Annotated in this window: 16 protein-coding genes; all 16 read right to left on the reverse strand. The window is 71.6% G+C overall.

The window, feature by feature from the left end; all coding sequences use genetic code 11:
* On the reverse strand, positions 1–694 hold a 694-nt coding region (locus SRB5_RS35005), incomplete at its 3' end, for a sirohydrochlorin chelatase (protein WP_153457783.1).
* On the reverse strand, positions 694–1,578 hold the full coding sequence (locus tag SRB5_RS35010) for an ABC transporter permease (protein WP_153457785.1): 885 nt from the start codon (positions 1,576–1,578) through the stop codon (positions 694–696). The genes SRB5_RS35010 and SRB5_RS35005, both read right to left, overlap by 1 nt.
* Positions 1,565–2,344, reverse strand: coding sequence for an ABC transporter ATP-binding protein (locus SRB5_RS35015; RefSeq protein ID WP_153457788.1), 780 nt, complete (start codon positions 2,342–2,344; stop codon positions 1,565–1,567). Before SRB5_RS35015 ends, SRB5_RS35010 begins: the two co-directional genes overlap by 14 nt.
* Positions 2,345–2,375: 31 nt before the next feature.
* Positions 2,376–3,461, reverse strand: a complete 1,086-nt coding sequence (locus SRB5_RS35020) for an aliphatic sulfonate ABC transporter substrate-binding protein (protein ID WP_323379012.1) — start codon at positions 3,459–3,461, stop codon at positions 2,376–2,378.
* Positions 3,462–3,628: 167 nt separating this feature from the next.
* Entirely contained in the window at positions 3,629–4,966 is a 1,338-nt protein-coding gene (locus SRB5_RS35025) for a sulfate adenylyltransferase subunit 1 (protein WP_153457790.1), read from the reverse strand.
* Positions 4,966–5,901, reverse strand: a complete 936-nt coding sequence (gene cysD, locus SRB5_RS35030; RefSeq protein ID WP_323379013.1) for a sulfate adenylyltransferase subunit CysD — start codon at positions 5,899–5,901, stop codon at positions 4,966–4,968. Before cysD ends, SRB5_RS35025 begins: the two co-directional genes overlap by 1 nt.
* Positions 5,898–6,443 carry an adenylyl-sulfate kinase gene (cysC, locus tag SRB5_RS35035; RefSeq protein WP_153457792.1) on the reverse strand — a complete coding sequence of 182 codons (546 nt, stop codon included), beginning with the start codon at positions 6,441–6,443 and terminating at the stop codon, positions 5,898–5,900. The genes cysD and cysC overlap by 4 nt, the downstream gene beginning before the upstream one ends.
* Positions 6,440–7,123 carry a phosphoadenylyl-sulfate reductase gene (locus SRB5_RS35040; RefSeq protein ID WP_153457794.1) on the reverse strand — a complete coding sequence of 228 codons (684 nt, stop codon included), beginning with the start codon at positions 7,121–7,123 and terminating at the stop codon, positions 6,440–6,442. Before SRB5_RS35040 ends, cysC begins: the two co-directional genes overlap by 4 nt.
* A complete protein-coding gene (locus SRB5_RS35045) occupies positions 7,116–7,295 on the reverse strand; it encodes a PDDEXK family nuclease (RefSeq protein ID WP_323379014.1) in 180 nt (59 codons plus the stop codon). Before SRB5_RS35045 ends, SRB5_RS35040 begins: the two co-directional genes overlap by 8 nt.
* A complete protein-coding gene (locus tag SRB5_RS35050) occupies positions 7,292–9,019 on the reverse strand; it encodes a nitrite/sulfite reductase (protein ID WP_153457796.1) in 1,728 nt (575 codons plus the stop codon). Before SRB5_RS35050 ends, SRB5_RS35045 begins: the two co-directional genes overlap by 4 nt.
* Before the next feature lie 181 nt (positions 9,020–9,200).
* The gene (locus SRB5_RS37820; RefSeq protein ID WP_386413804.1) at positions 9,201–9,284 is read right to left on the reverse strand and encodes a putative leader peptide; all 84 of its coding nucleotides are present in this window, start codon (positions 9,282–9,284) and stop codon (positions 9,201–9,203) included.
* Positions 9,285–9,381: 97 nt separating this feature from the next.
* Entirely contained in the window at positions 9,382–9,918 is a 537-nt protein-coding gene (locus SRB5_RS35055) for a GNAT family N-acetyltransferase (RefSeq protein ID WP_153457798.1), read from the reverse strand.
* An 81-nt stretch (positions 9,919–9,999) separates the two neighbouring features.
* Positions 10,000–11,088, reverse strand: coding sequence for a ribosome small subunit-dependent GTPase A (rsgA, locus tag SRB5_RS35060; RefSeq protein ID WP_323379015.1), 1,089 nt, complete (start codon positions 11,086–11,088; stop codon positions 10,000–10,002).
* Between the two features lie 277 nt (positions 11,089–11,365).
* On the reverse strand, positions 11,366–11,974 hold the full coding sequence (locus SRB5_RS35065; protein WP_153457800.1) for a hypothetical protein: 609 nt from the start codon (positions 11,972–11,974) through the stop codon (positions 11,366–11,368).
* Between the two features lie 32 nt (positions 11,975–12,006).
* On the reverse strand, positions 12,007–15,675 hold the full coding sequence (locus tag SRB5_RS35070; RefSeq protein ID WP_153457802.1) for a S8 family peptidase: 3,669 nt from the start codon (positions 15,673–15,675) through the stop codon (positions 12,007–12,009).
* 321 nt (positions 15,676–15,996) lie between these two features.
* On the reverse strand, positions 15,997–16,342 hold a 346-nt coding region (locus tag SRB5_RS35075; protein ID WP_194293122.1), incomplete at its 5' end, for a response regulator transcription factor.

The raw sequence follows: 16,342 nt of genomic DNA on the forward strand, positions 1-16,342 counted from the left end.
GTATGCATCGGGTGAGGCGGGTGGCGGGGTCATGGATCCTCCGAAGCGGAATCGATCTTCCCCCCGAGGCTCCCGCCGCGATGCGGTCCGGGAGGCGGCCTGGGGCCAGGGCGTACGGGGCCACCGCCACCCGGCGGACGCCGTCCGCGCGTAGGGCGCGGATCGCGTCCGCCGGGGTGGGGAGTGCCGCGGAGGCGAACGCGGGGCGCACGGCGCACCAACCTGTGGTACGCCGCCACTCCCGCGCGACGTGTGCGATCCCCGCGATCGCCTCCGGGTCTGTGGAGCCCGCCGCTGCCAGGACGATGCCGGTCGTGGCGCGGTGGGCGGGGTGGACGCCGGCTTCCTCGAGGCGGCGGTTCAGGGCTGAGAGGAGCAGGGGGGACGGGCCCAGCACAGGGGCCTGGTGGACGCGGAGGGACGGTGGGGCGGAGGACAGCGCCGCGGGGATGTCCGTCTTGGCGTGGAACGCCTGGGTGAGGAGGAGCGGGGCGGCCACCACCTCCCGTACACCCGAGGCGGCCAGCCAAGACAACGCGGAAGGGACCGACGGCCCGTTGAAGTCCAGGAACGCCAGCGACACCCGGACCGAGGGGAGCCGAGCGGAGACCTCAAGCAGAAGCTCCCGCATCGTCGAAGCATGGCGTGGGTCGCGGCTGCCGTGGGCTATCAGGAGAAGCGCCGGCCGCTGCATCAGCTCTTCACCAGCAGGCCCCGACCACGGAGGACCCACCGCTCCAGCGGACTGAAGATCAGCAGATCGATCGCGATCCCCACGATCAGGATCAGGATGATCGCCAGGAACACCCCCGCCATATCCGCGTTGTTCCGCCCGTTCTCCAGCAACTGCCCCAGCCCGACCCCCAGATCCGGCGACGACGCGATGATCTCCGCCGCCATCAGCGACCGCCACGAGAACGCCCACCCCTGCTTCAGCCCCGCCAGATACCCCGGCAGCGCCGCAGGCATCACCACATACCGCGCAGACCGCAGCCCCGTAGCCCCCATCGTCCGCCCCGCCCGCAGAAACAGCGGCGGCACCTGGTCGATCCCCGACACCAGCCCGTTCGCGATCGACGGCACCGCCCCCAGCAGGATCACGGCGTACATCATCTGGTTGTTCAGCCCCAGCCAGATCACCGCCGGCGGCACCCACGCCACCGACGGCAGCGACTGCAGCCCCGACAGGATCGGCCCGATCGCCGCCCGTACGAAACGAACACGCGCCACCAGCAGCCCCAGCGGCGTGCCGATCGCCAGCGCCAGCAGGAAGCCCAGCAGCCCGCGCGACACCGACGTCCAGATCACGCCCAGCAGCTCACCCTGCAGCCACAGGTCCCGCACCGAGGACCACACCGCCGACGGCGACGGCAGCTTGTAGTCCTCCGTGACCTCCGCCCACACCAGGAACTGCCACACCGCCAGCACCAGCGCCACGGCCGTCAGCGGCGGCAGCACCTTCCGCAGCAGGATCTCCCCCAGCGGCGTACGGCTGGACGCGGGCGCCGTGTCGAGGGCGTCCAGTCCGGCCTCGAGGTCGGCGACGTCCCCGGAGGACGACACATCAGTGCTGGCCATGACGGCGGATCTCCTTGCGCAGTTCCTCGGTGATCTCGACGGACAGCTCGGCGACCGCCGCGTCCTCGATACGGCGTGGCTGCGGGATGCCCACGTCCCACGAACGGGCCACGCGCCCGGGGCGCGACGACATCAGCACCACCCGCTCCGCGAGCCGCACCGCCTCGCGCACGTTGTGGGTGACGAACAGGACCGACACGGACGTCGACGCCCAGATCCGCGTCAGCTCGTCGTGCAGCACGTCCCGCGTGATGGCGTCGAGCGCCGCGAACGGCTCGTCCATCAGCAGCAGACTGCTGTCCTGCGCCAGCGCCCGCGCCAGGGCCACGCGCTGGCGCATGCCCCCGGACAGCTCGTGCACGCGCTTGTCGTACGCGCCGGCCAGCCGTACGAGCTCCAGCAGCTCCTCCGCCCGGGTCCGGCGGTCGGCGCGGGCCACGCCCCGCAGCTTCAGGGCGAGTTCGATGTTCTTGCCCGCCGTCAGCCAGGGGAACAGGGCGTGCTCCTGGAACATCAGCGCGGGCCGCCCGCCGGGTGTGGCGATGGCGCCGCCGGACGGGGCGTCGAGGCCGGCGACCAGGTTGAGCAGGGTCGACTTGCCGCAGCCCGAGGCCCCGAGGAGGGTGACGAATTCGCCGGGCGCGACATCGAGCGTGATGTCGTCCAGGACGAGCTGGCTGCCGAAGGACTTCGAGACGTGCTCGATCCGGGCGGCGTACGCCGGGATCTCCTCCGCCACCTCGGCCTTCGCGAGAACAGTGGCCATGGGGGTCACCTCCTGGGGGTTCGGATGCGGGTTACTTCGGGGCGCCGAGTCCGGCGTCGGACACGGGAGGCAGACCGGCGGCCTTCAGCGCCTTGTCGAGCGGTGTCAGGTCGTAGATCCCGGCGAGGTCGGGCTCGTCGAGCAGGCCCGCCTTGACGGCGTGGCGAGCCTCCGTGGAGAGGGTCGCGGCCAGCGGGTCGTCGGTGATCTCGATCGACTCCCACGCCGGGTCGATCACGTCGTCGGGCAGCGCCTTGCCGGTGAGTTCCTTCAGCGCGGTGTTGGCCGAGGCCTTCGCCTCGTCGGGGTGCGCGTTGATCCACTTGTTGGTGGCGATCGTGCCCGCCAGGACCGCCGAGACGACGTCGGGGTGCTCGGCGAGGAAGGACTGCGACACCACGACGTTCGTGATCACGAATTTCTTGTCGGGCCACAGCGTGCTCTCGTCCAGGAGCACCTTCGCGCCCTCGGCGACCAGCTTGGACGCGGTGGGCTCGGGCACCCACGCGCCGTCTATCGCACCCGACTTGTACGCGTCGGGGGTGACCTTGTTGTCCGTACGGACCACGGAGACGTCACCCTTGCCGGACCGGGGATCGACGTCCCAGCCCTGCTCCGCGATCCAGTCGAGGAACGCGACGTCCTGGGTGTTGCCCAGCTGCGGGGTGGCGATCTTCTTGCCCTTGACGTCGGCCAGGGACATGATCTTCGCGGGGTTCGCGACGAGTTTCACGCCGCCCGAGGCGGAGCCCGAGATGATCCGCAGGTTCTGACCGTGCGCCCGCGTATAGCCGTTGATCGCGGGGGAGGGGCCGATGAAGCCGATGTCGACGGACCCGGCGTTGAGGGCCTCGATCTCGGAGGGGCCGGCGTTGAAGGTGGCGGTCTTGACGACCGTACCGCCCAGCTCCTTCTGGATGAGGCCTTCCTGGACGCCGACCAGGGCGGTGGCGTGGGTCAGGTTCGGGAAGTAGCCGATGCGCACGGAGTCGGCGGAGAGCTTCGCCCCGGAGGCCGCGACGGGGACCGGGGAGCCGGCCTTCTGGGAGCCGTAGCCACAGGCGGTGAGAGCCAGCGGCAGCGCGAGCAGTACGGCGCTACGGCGGAGGGCAGACACGGGAGGAGGTTCCTCTCGGGACGGAGGGTCTTCGGAAGCGGGCGGGTGCGGGGGTACGCGGCGTCAGCACGCACATCGCCCCGTTCCGCCCTGGCCGCTGCCGCGCGAGCCGCTGCCCACGCGGCCGCCTTCCTTCGCGAAGGTTGAGAACGCCTCTGTCGCCATCGCTAGAAGTCCCACCCCTCGTCGTCGTCACGGGCCGCCGGCCGCTGCGCCGCGAACGCGTGCCCCGCCATGCCCGCCGTCAGCGTGGTGCCGTCGGCCGGGTCGATGAGCAGGAACGATCCCGTACGCCGCGACTCGGCGTACGCGTCGACGGGCAGCGGCTCCGCGGTACGGACGACCACGCGCCCGATGTCGTTGGCCGCCAGCGACCCGGGCTGCGGGTGCTGCGACAGGTCGTCCAGGGTCAGCCTCGACGGGATGTCCTTGACGAGCCCCTTGACCGTCCGCGTGCCGTGCTTGACCAGCACCCGCGCGCCCACCGTCAGCTCCCGGTCGGCCACATGGCACACCGTCGCCTCGATGTCCCGGGTGACCGCCGGCGCGGAGGCCGACGGCGCGATCATGTCGCCGCGCGAGATGTCCAGGTCGTCGGCCAGCCGCAGGGTCACCGACTGCGGCGCCCACGCCACGTCGACGTCCTGGCCCAGCGCGTCGATCGCGGTGATCGTGGAGGTCCGGCCGGACGGCAGTACGGTGACCGCCTCTCCGACGCGCAGCATCCCGGACGCGATCTGGCCGGCGTAGCCCCGGTAGTCGGGGTGCTCGGGGGTCTGCGGGCGGATCACGTACTGGACGGGGAAGCGGGCCCGGCAGTCCGTCAGGTCGTGGCTGACGGGGACCGTCTCGAGGTGCTCGAGCACGGTGGGGCCGGGGTACCAGTCCATCGCGGCGGAGGGCTCGACCACGTTGTCGCCGTTCAGGGCCGAGATCGGGATCGCGGTGATCTCCTCGACGCCCAGCCCCAGCGCGTACGACGTGAACTCGTCGGCAATCTTCGCGAAGTGCGACTCCGCGTACCCCACCAGATCCATCTTGTTCACGGCGAGCACCACGTGCGGCACCCGCAGCAGCGCCGCCACGGCCGCGTGCCGCCGCGTCTGCTCGACCACGCCGTGCCGGGCGTCGACCAGGATGATCGCCAGCTCGGCGGTGGACGCGCCGGTGACCATGTTCCGGGTGTACTGCACGTGCCCGGGGGTGTCGGCGAGGATGAACCGCCGCCGGGTGGTGGCGAAGTAGCGGTACGCGACGTCGATCGTGATGCCCTGCTCGCGCTCGGCCCGCAGGCCGTCCGTGAGCAGCGCCAGGTCCGGGGCCTCCTGGCCGCGGTTCCTCGAGGCCAGGGACACGGCCTCCAGCTGGTCGGCGAGGACCGACTTGGAGTCGTGCAGCAGCCGCCCCACCAGCGTCGACTTGCCGTCGTCGACGGAGCCGGCGGTGGCGAAGCGCAGCAGCGTCGTCGACGCCAGCTCGTCGAGCCGTTCGGTGGTCGGAGTCATCAGAAGTATCCCTCGCGCTTACGGTCTTCCATCGCGGCCTCGGACAGCTTGTCGTCCGCGCGCGTCGCTCCCCGCTCGGTGAGCCGGGAGGCGGCGATCTCGGCGATCACGGCGTCCAGATCGGTGGCGTCGGAGTCGACGGCGCCGGTGCAGGACATGTCACCGACGGTGCGGTAGCGCACCAGCCGCCGCTCGACGGCCTCGTCCTCGCGCGGTCCGCCCCAGTCGCCGGCGGTCAGCCACATCCCGGACCGCTTGAACACGTCCCGCTCGTGGGCGAAGTAGATCTGCGGCAGGTCGATGTCCTCGCGGGCGATGTACTGCCAGACGTCCAGCTCCGTCCAGTTGGACAGCGGGAAGACGCGTACGTGCTCGCCCGGCGCGTGCCGCCCGTTGTACAGCTGCCACAGCTCGGGCCGCTGCCGCCGCGGGTCCCAGGCGGAGAACTCGTCGCGCAGCGAGAACACCCGCTCCTTCGCCCGCGCCTTCTCCTCGTCCCGCCGCCCCCCGCCGAACACGGCGTCGAACCGCTCCAGCCTGATGGTGTCCGTCAGCGGCACCGTCTGCAGCGGATTGCGCGTCCCGTCCGGCCGCTCCCGCAGCTCCCCGCGGTCGATGTACTCCTGCACGCTCGCCACATGCAGCCGCAGCCCGTGCTCGGCCACCGTCCGGTCGCGGTACTCCAGCACCTCCGGGAAGTTGTGCCCGGTGTCGACGTGCAGCAGCGCGAACGGCGGCGGCGCCGGCGCGAACGCCTTCAGCGCCAGATGCAGCATCACGATGGAGTCCTTGCCGCCGGAGAAGAGGATCACCGGCCGCTCGAACTCCCCCGCCACCTCGCGGAAGATGTGCACCGCCTCGGACTCGAGGGCGTCCAGATGGGTGAGGGCGTACGGACTGCCCAGCCCCTCGTCGGTCGTCGTCGCTGTGGTCACGCCAGCCCCTTCTCGATGAGCAGCCGATGCAGCGCGCCCGCGGAGTCCTCGACGCCCTGCTCGTGCGCCTCGATCCGCAGATCGGGATTCTCCGGGAGCTCGTACGGGTCGTCCACACCGGTCAGCCCGGAGATCTCACCGGCCGCCTGCTTGGCGTACAGGCCCTTCACGTCGCGTACGGAGCACACCTCGACCGGTGTGGCGACGTGCACCTCGAGATACGCGGTGCCCGCCGACTGGTGCCGCTTGCGCACGGCCTCCCGGCTGTCGCCGTACGGGGCGATGACCGGGACGAGCGCCTTCACGCCGTTGGAGGCGAGGAGTTCGGCGACGAAGCCGATGCGCTGCACGTTGGTGTGCCGGTCCTCGCGGGTGAAGCCCAGGCCCGCGGAGAGGAACTCGCGGATCTCGTCCCCGTCCAGCACCTCCACCCGGTGTCCCTCGCCGCGCAGCCGCTCGGCGAGGGCGAGCGCGATGGTCGTCTTCCCCGCGCTGGGCAGTCCCGTCAGCCACACGGTGGCCCCGGTCTCCGTACCGCTCATGTGTGAATCCCGCATTCCGTCTTGCCCAGCCCGGCCCAGCGGCCGGCCCGCGCGTCCTCCCCTTCGAGCACCCGTCGCGTGCAGGGTGCGCAGCCGACGGAGGCGTAGCCGTCCATCAGCAGCGGGTTGGTCAGTACCCCGTGATCGGCGACGTACGCCTCCACATCGTCCTGCGTCCAGCGCGCGATGGGGGCGATCTTGACCTTGCCGCGCCGGGCGTCCCAGCCGACGACGGGCGTGCCGGCCCGGGTCAGGGACTCGTCGCGGCGCAGCCCGGTCGCCCAGGCGTCGTAGGCGGCGAGGCCCCGCTCCAGCGGTTCGACCTTGCGCAGGGCGCAGCAGCGGTCGGGGTCGCGGTCGTGCAGCCGCGGCCCGTACGCGGCGTCCTGCTCGGCGACGGTCCGGCGCGGCGTCAGCGTGATGACGTTGACGTCCATCACGGCGGCGACGGCGTCGCGGGTGCCGATGGTCTCGGGGAAGTGGTAGCCGGTGTCGAGGAACACCACGTCCACGCCCGGCAGGGCGCGGGAGGCGAGGTGGGCGACGACGGCGTCCTCCATGGAGGACGTGACGCAGAAGCGGCTGCCGAAGGTGCCGGCGGCCCACTGCAGGATCTCGAGGGCGGTCGCGTCCTCCAGCTCCCGGCCGGCGCGCAGGGCGAGCTGTTCGAGGTCAGTCATCGGAGGGGGCCTCCTTCGGCGAAGCCGTACCGCGGGCGAGGAGCCCGAGGAAGGAGAGCTTGAAGGCACGGTTGCAGGCGGCGCAGTCCCAGGCGCCGTGACCGGCCTCGGAGGGGCGCAGGTCCTCGTCGCCGCAGTACGGGCAGTAGAAGGGCGCGGCGCGTTCGCTCACGACAGGTCCTCCTCGCCGGCCCGCGCCGCCCAGGCGGCGAAACGCTCGCCCTCCGTACGGCTGCCGGCGAAGCGGCGCAGCACCCGCTCGATGTAGTCGGGGAGTTCGGCGGAGGTGACCTTCAGCCCGCGCACCTTGCGGCCGAAGCCGGGTTCCAGGCCCAGCGAGCCGCCCAGATGCACCTGGTAGCCCTCGGTCTGGTTGCCGTCGGCGTCGGTGACCAGCTGGCCCTTCAGGCCGATGTCCGCGGTCTGGATCCGGGCGCAGGAGTTGGGGCAGCCGTTGATGTTGATGGTGACTGGCTCGTCGAACTCCGGGAGCCGCCGCTCGAGTTCGTCGATCAGCGAGGCGCCGCGGGCCTTGGTCTCCACGATGGCGAGCTTGCAGAACTCGAGGCCGGTGCAGGCCATGGTGCCGCGCCGGAACGCCGACGGCTCGACCTGGAGGTCCAGGGCGGCGAGCGCCTCGCTCAGCTCCGCGACCCGCCCCTCGGGGACGTCGAGGATCAGCATCTTCTGCTGGACGGTCGTACGGATCCGGTCCGAGCCGTACGACTCGGCGAGCTCGGCGATCTTCGCGAGGGTGGCCCCGTCGACCCGGCCGACGCGGGGGGAGAAGCCGACGTAGTAGCGGCCGTCGTTCTGCCGGTGGACGCCGATGTGGTCGCGCCAGGAGTCGGCGGGCAGCTCGGGGGCGGGGCCGTCGGCCATGGTGCGCAGCAGGTACTCGTCCTGCAGCACCTGCCGGAACTTCTCCGCGCCCCAGTCGGTGACCAGGAACTTCAGCCGGGCGCGGTTGCGCAGCCGGCGGTAGCCGTAGTCGCGGAAGATCCCCACGACGCCCTCGAACACGTCCGGCACGTCCTCGATCGGCACCCAGGCGCCCAGCCGGACCCCGAGCTTGGGGTTGGTCGACAGCCCGCCGCCGACCCAGACGTCGAACCCCGGGCCCAGCTCGGGGTGTTCGACGCCGACGAACGCCACGTCGTTGATCTCGTGCACCACGTCGAGCTGCGGCGAACCGGACACCGCGCCCTTGAACTTGCGCGGCAGATTGGAGTACGCCGGATTGCCGATGACGCGGCGGTGGATCTCCTCGAGCGCCGGGGTGCCGTCGATGATCTCGTCCGCGGCGATCCCGGCGACCGGCGAGCCGAGGATCACACGCGGGGTGTCGCCGCAGGCCTCGGTCGTCGACAGGCCGACGGCCTCCAGCCGGCGCCAGATCTCCGGGACGTCCTCGATGCGGATCCAGTGCAGCTGGATGTTCTGCCGGTCGGTGATGTCGGCGGTGCCGCGGGCGAACTCCTGGGAGATCTCGCCGATCGTACGCAGCTGCGCGACGCTGAGCCGGCCGCCGTCCACCCGGACCCGGAGCATGAAGTGCGTGTCGTCCAGCTCGTGCGGCTCGAGGACCGCGGTCTTCCCGCCGTCGATCCCGGGCCGGCGCTGGGTGTACAGCCCCCACCAGCGCATCCGGCCGCGGAGATCGGCCGGGTCGATGGAGTCGAAGCCGCGCTTGGAATAGATCGTCTCAATACGTGTCCGTACGTTGAGACCGTCGTCGTCCTTCTTGAACTGCTCGTTGCCGTTCAGCGGGGTGAAGTGTCCGGCGGCCCACTGGCCCTCGCCGCGATGGCGGCCGGCCTTGCGGCGGGGCGGCGCGGCGTCGCGGCGGGTGCGCTGCGGATCGCTCTGCGCGGTGCGCGGGGGAGGGGTGGCCATGGTGATTTTGTCCTTCGGGCAGGCGGCGGCGAGCGGTCACTGCGTGCGCGCATGCCCACTGACCTGCTGATACGTATGCATCAGGGCAGTGGCGTGGTACGGGAGGGCGCACGCGGTCCGCGACGACGGGGACAGCGGAGGGCAGCGGCGAGGCTGCGCGGGAAACGGTCGTGCTGGGCTATCAGCGCGCCGGACAGATGGCGCTGGACATGCGGCCGAGGTCGACGTGCCGTCGACTCACCAGGGCTACACCAGCTTCAGACATGGAGGAAGCCTGACACGGGGACTTGGACACAGTCCACCGCTATCCGCGATGCGGACACTGTGATCCCGGGATGTGGACGATCCCGTCTCGGGGAACGCTACGCCTTCTCCTCCGTCCTGACGTCGAACACCCGGAACCCGCGCCGCTCGTAGTTCCGCAGCGCGTGCGGCCCGTCGTCGCTGCAGGTGTGCACCCACACCCGCTTCGTCGGCTCCCGGTCCGCCCACCGCCCGGCGAGGTCCCATGCCCGCGCCGTCCCGTACGACAGCAGATGGCCGCCGATGCCGCGCCCGTGGAAGTCGGGGAGCAGCCCGAAGTACGAGATCTCCACGACGCCCCCGTCCTGCGCGTCCAGCTCGATGTACCCCGCCGGCGTCCCCCGGTCGTACGCCACCCACGTCTCCACCCCGGGCCGGGACAGGAACGCCAGCCACTCCTCCCGCGTCCACCCGAGCCGGTCCGTCCACTCCAGCCCGCCGCCCACGGCGGTGTAGAGGAACCGGTTCAGCTCCGGCGAGGGCACCTGGGCCCGCATCACGGTCACCTCACCCGCGCCCACGGCCCCGGGCACGCGGGCGGGGGCGAGGTCGCCGGGGGAAGTCTGCTCGAGGGACCAGGTGGTGAGGGTGCTCATGGGGCCATCACATCACGTCCGGCCAGGTCAGCGCGGGCGGGGACGGGCCACCGCGGTCGCCCGTCCCCGTACCGCCCGGGGTCAGTGATCCATCCCCTTCAGCCGGCGCGCCGCGCGGCCCTCGCCCGCCCGGATGCGCCAGACGCGGCGCTTCTCGGCGCGCAGCCGGGCGTCGGTACGGGCGGCGATGTGGGCGTTCTCGCGCTGGAGCTTGCGGTAGCTGTCCAGCCGGCGCTCCGACAGCTCGCCCGACTCCAGGGCGGCGAGAACCGCGCAGCCGGGTTCGACGTCGTGCGTGCAGTCGTCGAAGCGGCAGCGGGACGCGAACTCCTCGATCTCGGCGAAGACCTGCGCCAGCCCCGACTCCGCCTCCCACAGCCCGACGCCACGCAGCCCCGGGGTGTCGATGAGCACCCCGCCGCCGGGCAGCGGCAGCAGATCGCGGGTGGTCGTCGTGTGCCGGCCCTTGCCGTCGCTGTCGCGGGCGGCCCGGACCTCCTGGGCCTCCTCGCCCAGCAGGGTGTTGGCGAGGGTGGACTTGCCGGCGCCGGACTGGCCGAGCAGCACGGAGGTGCCGTCGGCGAGGATCGCGCGGAGGACGTCGAGGCCCTCGCCGGTGGCGGAGCTGACGGCGAGGACCTCGACGCCGGGCGCGGTGGACCGCGCGTCCTCGAGGTAGTGCGCGAGGACCGCCGGGTCCTCGATCAGGTCGCACTTGGTGAGGACGAGCAGCGGCTGCGCGCCGCTGGCCCAGGCCAGCGACAGCAGGCGCTCGAGGCGGGCGGCGTTGAGGTCGGTGGCGAGGGAGACGGCGATGACCGCGTGGTCGACGTTGGCGGCGAGGACCTGGCCGACGGACTGCTTGGAGGACGCCGAGCGCACGAACGCCGTACGGCGCGGCAGCAGTGCGCGGATCTCCGGCTTGGGACCGGTGGTCAGGGCGGCCCAGTCGCCGGCGGTGGGCAGTTTGGTGGGATCGGGCTCGGGCCCGAGCGCCGTCTCGGCCCGTACGGGGCCGTCGGCGGTGAGCACGTCACAGGCGCCGCGGTCGACGCGGACGATGCGCCCGGGGATCAGGCCTTCGTCGCCGTACGGGGCGAAGGCGTCGGTGAGGGAGGCGTCCCAGCCGTAGGGCTCGAGCGGACGCGTGGATACTGCGGAGGAAGACACTTCGGTGACCCTTCGAGGGTGGCACCGGCCTCGGACTCGGATTCGGATTCGGTGGAGTCAGCCGGCAGCCTGGGAGGTGAGATGGCGGTTGCGGGCAGCGCCCGGCACAGAGACGGCCATGGAACACACCTCCCGGAAATCCTCGACGGAAACGAACAGCGTTCATCGCGAACAGGGGTCAGCCTAGAGTCCTCGATGATCCACCGCCACCTCATTTTTCCGGGAACGCGCGAGCGGGGCGGGACACGGTCCCGCCCCGCTCGTCACATGACCGCCGTCAGCGCAGCGTGTACGCCGTCGGGATGGTCTGCTTCACGGTGTTGCCCTGGCTGTCGGTGGCGCTGATCCGCAGCCCGACGCCCTCGGGCGCCTTGTCCCGCCGCGGGTTCGCGACGGTCGTGGTGAACGTGTTCTTTCCGGTCTCCTTCGTGGTCGCGGGGCGCCAGGTCCTGCCCCCGTCGAAGGTGGTCTCCGTCTTCAGGGAGGTCACCTCGGGCAGTTCGCTCAGCCGTTCCTGGTAGTAGCCGGTGACGGTGATCTCGTGTTCCGCCCCGGCCTTCGCCGTGTTGTCCAGGGCGAGGCCGAAGTCGTAGCGCAGGAAGATCAGCGGCTCCGGACGGCAGGCCGCCTGGCTGCTGCCGGTCATCTCACCGGCGCACGGGTTCTGCTCCGGGGCGTCGTCCTTCGTGGCTTCGGCGGAGGTGTACTGCCACACCGTGCTGACGCCGTCGTTCTCCGTCTCGAACGTGTAGCGGGCGGACTTCGCCGGCAGGTCGTACGAGACGACGTCGCCGCTCTTGCAGCCGGTCAGGGCCAGGAGCGCTGCCGCCGCGAGCAGCATGAGGGCGCTGGTGCGCCGTCGTGCCGACGGCACTCTGGTGGTCATCGTGTCGGTCTCCTTGGCGGTGTCGAGTGCCTTCACAGGACGAGCCCGTCCGTGTCGGGGAGGTGCTCCGTCTGGTGCTCGAGTTCGTCACCGGAGGCGTCGAGGAGCTTGAAGTCGCAGGTGTAGGCGAGGTTCGGGATGGTCGGGTTGGGGGTCGGCCCGCAGGAGGGGACGGCGGCGAGGAGGTTCACCAGCTGTTCGTCGCCGACGGTTCCGATGACTGCCTGGGGGCCGCCGTCGCTGCCCATCAGATAGACCGTGGGGTAGAAGGTGTTGCCCTGCCGGCAGCCCGCGCACGGAACGGTCTGCGGGATCGAGTAACCGGACCCGGTCCGCACCTGCTTGTCGGCACCCGGGACGGCCGGCCCCGCGTTCCAGTGGATCTCGTCCCTGCCGGTGGGAATCAGGTCGGTCGTCTGCGTGCGGTTGCGGGTGATGAAGAGGTCCGCCCCGGTCTCGGCCCAGCCGGCGTTGAACCTGCTGATGCTGTCGCTCTTGTGCTGGACGAAGACGGTCGTCTTCTGCTGCGTGGCCGGAGTCGGCAGGGGAACGATCGTCGGATCGGCGACGTCCTTCCGGAACTGGGTCCAGCCCAGCTGGTATACGTCCCCGGGGCGCTGCGCGTGGAAGGAGAGGTCGACGCGGTCGAGTTCGTCCTTCCCGAGCTCGTAGGAGTACGACCCGATCCGCCCGCTCTCGTAGAACCCGGCGGCGTAGGTCCGCGGCGTGGCACTCCCGCCCAGGGTGATCCGGACCTGGGACCCGCCGGCCTCGATCCGCTTGATCAGCGCGTCCGCCTGGTCGTAGGGCAGGCTCACCGTCGGCAGGGCGAGGTACGGCTCGACCTCCGGGCAGCTCTCGGGTCCGGCCACGCACTGGTCCAGGCCCGAGGGGACGCCCATCGAGGTGAGGTCCGGTGCCGCGACCAGCACGCCGACGGCGCCGGTGGCAGCGGCGGCGGCCACCCGCTCGTCCCGCAGCCTCGGGTAGTCGCAGGAGCCCCGGCAGATGTCGGTCGGCGTGATGAGGACGAGCTTGCCCCGGGCGTTGGCGTCCGCGAGTTCGGCGGCGGACCCGTTGCCGGCGTAGACCACCGGAAGCTGTCCCTTGACCGGCAGCCGGGGGATCCGGAGCGAGGCCTGGCGCGTGCTCGGGTCTCCGTCGTCGAGCAGCCACGCCTGCGTGGCGGCCAGGGCGGAGTCCGGGCTCTGGTAGCGGACGGACAGGTCGGCGGGGGCGCCGCCGCCCGTGGCGCGCATGGTGACGACGGGGGTCGTCTCCGAGGTGCGGAACTCGTGTGCGAGAGTGCCCTCGGTCACCTTCTCGGTGGGCAGTTCCCACCAGTGCTGATCGGTGCGGGCGTAGTCATGCGCGAGGGCGGAGCTCAGCCCCCAGGCCCCGGTCGCGGACACCCGGTCGATGTAGTCGATGGCGCTGTACGACTCGGTGGCCTCGGGGAACCGCGCGCGCAGCGGCCTGGCCTCGCGCAGGTCCAGCGTGACCGTTTTCGCCTCGGTGAGCTTCACCTCGGTCGCCATCGGCTCGGCCTGCTGCAGCTCGCCGGACGCGTCCCGCCAGGTGACCGACGCCTGTGCCGCGTAGGTGCCGCGGTAGAGCTCCTTGGTCACGCTCTGCGCGCCGGTGGCGCTGTCGTAGCCCGGGTGGAGGTAGATCTGGTCGTCCATCGGCACGAACGCGACGGCGCCGTAGTGGACGTCCGTGGCGCCCGCCGGGGGAACGATGTTCAGGGTGAGGGGGTATCTCACGGCCTCGAGGAAGGCGTGCGTCATCGAGTTGAGCTGGATGTCGCCGGAGTCGTCACGGGCGCTGAGGCGCCCGGCGTAGCCGCCGTGGGGCTCCTCGTTGTCGAGGACGCTGCCGTCGACCGTCACCGGCACCTCGGCCGTGCCGTTCGCGGGCACGACCACCGTGTCCGTGCCGAGGGTGAACAGCCCCGCCTCGGCCGGCTTGCCGTCGCCGAACGACGCCGACAGGCTCAGGTGCAGCGTGACCGCCTCGTCACCCCGGTTCGTGTACGTGATCTTCTTGGTCGTCGCCGGCTGCCCGTGGGCCACGGTGCCGAAGTTCAGGTTCCCCTTCGGGAGGACCCGCGGATTGGTCGCGGCCGCGAGATCCACCTGGCCGGTGCCCTGGGAGTACATGCTGTGGCCCAGGTCGGTGGCGGTGTCCATCAGCAGTGCCTTGATCTGCTGACCGGTCATCTCCGGATGCTGCTGGGCGATGACGGCCGCGGCGCCGGTCACGTGCGGCGTGGCCATCGAGGTCCCGTCGGACGCGGTGTAGTTCGCGTCCACCGCCGAGCCCATGCTCGTGCCCGCGGCACGCGCCGCGACGATGCCGACGCCCGGAGCGGCGATGTCGGGCTTGGCGGCGCCGTCACCGAGGCGCGGTCCGACGTTGGAGAAGCGGGCCATCTCGCCCATCTTGTCCACGGCCGCGACGGCCATCGCCTCGTCGGCGGCGGCGGGGGAGACGACCTTCTGCGGGAGTCCGAGAGCGGTGTTGCCGGCCGCGACGACGAACAGCGCGCCGGTGTCCCGGCTGATGGTGTTGAGCGCCTGGCTGAGCGGGTCGGTGCCGTCGGAGGGGTCGCCGCCCAGGCTCAGGTTGACGATCTTGGCGCCCGAGTGGGCGGCCCATTCCATGGCCGCGATGATCGCGTCGTCGGGACACTCCCCGGCGTCGTTGCAGACCTTGCCCACCATCAGTTCCGCGCCGGGCGCGACGCCCTTGCGCAGCCCCTTGGACGCGGCGCCGCTGCCCAGGACGGTGGACGCCACATGGGTGCCGTGGCCGTGCCCGTCCCTGGCGCCCTTGGCGTTGCCGGTGAAGTCGACCTGCTCGACGATGCTGTCGGCCACGTCCGGGTGGGTGGCGTCGATGCCGGTGTCCAGCACGGCCACCTTCACACCGGTGCCGTCCAGCCCGCGTTCCCAGGCGACGGGCGCCCCGACCTGGGGCACCGACTGCTCGAGGTCGACGTGGGAGATGCCGTTGAGCCACACCTTCCGGACGTCGGAGAGGGACCCGGAGGCGCGGGTGGTGGCCGCGGTGCGGGCCGTCTTGCCCTTGACCCCGCGCCACCAGCGGCCGTCGTCGGCGATCTTCAGCGAGCGGCCCTTGATGCTCGGCAGCGCCCTGCCGTCGGCGGCCCCGGTGACCTTCCGCTTCTCCTTGGCCGCGGCGGCGTCGGTGTACGAGACGAGCACCGGAACCGTGTCGCTCTTCTTCGCGGCGGCGAGTGTCACCAACTGGTCGACGTCGAAGAGCGACCAGTCGAGCACGCCCTGGTCGAGCAGGGTGAGCGCGTCGTTCGGCACGACGAACGTCTTGCCCTGACGGGTGAAGGTCTGGAGGACGACCGGCACCCCGTCGGGCCGCGTCGCCATCTCGGCGTCACGGACGACTGCCGTGCCCCGGTCGTCGACGCCGATCCGCACCGTGTCGCCGGTGACCAGCGTGATCGGGACGTTTCCGCCGGCCGCGTCGACGAGCCGGGCCAGTTCGGTGGTGGCGGTCTTCTTCGGGGCGGCGGACTTGGTGGTGGTACGGGACGGCGGCGTCTGCCCCGCCGGGTCGGCGGCCTGGGCCGCCGCCGGCACGAGCATGCCGAAGACGGTCAGGCCCACGGTCACGGTGCCCCAGCGTCTGCCGGTGCCCCTTCGTGCGTTCGGCCTCATCAAGGAGTCTCCCTCGAGCGGAATGGCATGGATATGACAGGTGGTCGCACTGTGCGTCAGAGGGGTTCGTACTCGCCGTAGTCCTCGTCGTCGGCTCTCCCGGTACGGGAGGTGGGGGAAGCCGGCGGGTCGGAGGGCGGGCCGGTCGGCAACGGCTCGTCCCGGAGGTCGGGTTCCGGTGCTTCCTCTGGCGCGGGTGTCGGTGTTTCCGGGGGTGGCACGGCATTGAGTGTGCGGGCGTGCCCGGGGACCGCACGATCGCTCAGATGCGGGAATTTAATGCGCCGGTTTTTTCGTCGTCGTCCGAGGGGGACGGGTAATTCACTCGTCGCGCGGAGGGGTTGACTCCGGGGGGCCGACCAGGCCCGACTCCACGACCTTGACCGCGAGCGCCGTACGGGAGGTCACGTCCAGCTTCCGCATCGCCGACTTCACCTGGCTGGCGATGGTCTGCACCGACACCACCAGGGCGTCCGCGATCTGACGGTTCGTCAGCCCCTCGACCAGCAGCCGCGCGACCTCCAGCTCACGCGGCGAGATGGTGCTGCGGGAGTCGCCGTCCGTCCACGCCGACGCGTCGGCCGGGGAGGAGGCGATCCCGGTCGCCGCGCTGGGGCGGCGGGACCCGGCGTGGGTGGCGGAGTTCGCCCGGCTGGCGCTGCCCGTC

It is taken from the genome of Streptomyces smaragdinus (assembly GCF_009604385.1).
GTDB classification, from domain to species: domain Bacteria; phylum Actinomycetota; class Actinomycetes; order Streptomycetales; family Streptomycetaceae; genus Streptomyces; species Streptomyces smaragdinus.

Excerpts from the sequence above, each read along its gene's own strand:
- SRB5_RS35010 (WP_153457785.1), bottom strand. The coding sequence starts at position 1,578 with ATGGCCAGCACTGATGTGTCGTCCTCCGGGGACGTCGCCGACCTCGAG.
- SRB5_RS37820 (WP_386413804.1), bottom strand. The coding sequence starts at position 9,284 with ATGTCTGAAGCTGGTGTAGCCCTGGTGAGTCGACGGCACGTCGACCTC.
- SRB5_RS35065 (WP_153457800.1), bottom strand. The coding sequence starts at position 11,974 with ATGACCACCAGAGTGCCGTCGGCACGACGGCGCACCAGCGCCCTCATG.
- SRB5_RS35040 (WP_153457794.1), bottom strand. The coding sequence starts at position 7,123 with ATGACTGACCTCGAACAGCTCGCCCTGCGCGCCGGCCGGGAGCTGGAG.
- SRB5_RS35015 (WP_153457788.1), bottom strand. The coding sequence starts at position 2,344 with ATGGCCACTGTTCTCGCGAAGGCCGAGGTGGCGGAGGAGATCCCGGCG.
- SRB5_RS35055 (WP_153457798.1), bottom strand. The coding sequence starts at position 9,918 with ATGAGCACCCTCACCACCTGGTCCCTCGAGCAGACTTCCCCCGGCGAC.
- SRB5_RS35070 (WP_153457802.1), bottom strand. The coding sequence starts at position 15,675 with ATGAGGCCGAACGCACGAAGGGGCACCGGCAGACGCTGGGGCACCGTG.
- SRB5_RS35050 (WP_153457796.1), bottom strand. The coding sequence starts at position 9,019 with ATGGCCACCCCTCCCCCGCGCACCGCGCAGAGCGATCCGCAGCGCACC.
- cysC (WP_153457792.1), bottom strand. The coding sequence starts at position 6,443 with ATGAGCGGTACGGAGACCGGGGCCACCGTGTGGCTGACGGGACTGCCC.
- SRB5_RS35025 (WP_153457790.1), bottom strand. The coding sequence starts at position 4,966 with ATGACTCCGACCACCGAACGGCTCGACGAGCTGGCGTCGACGACGCTG.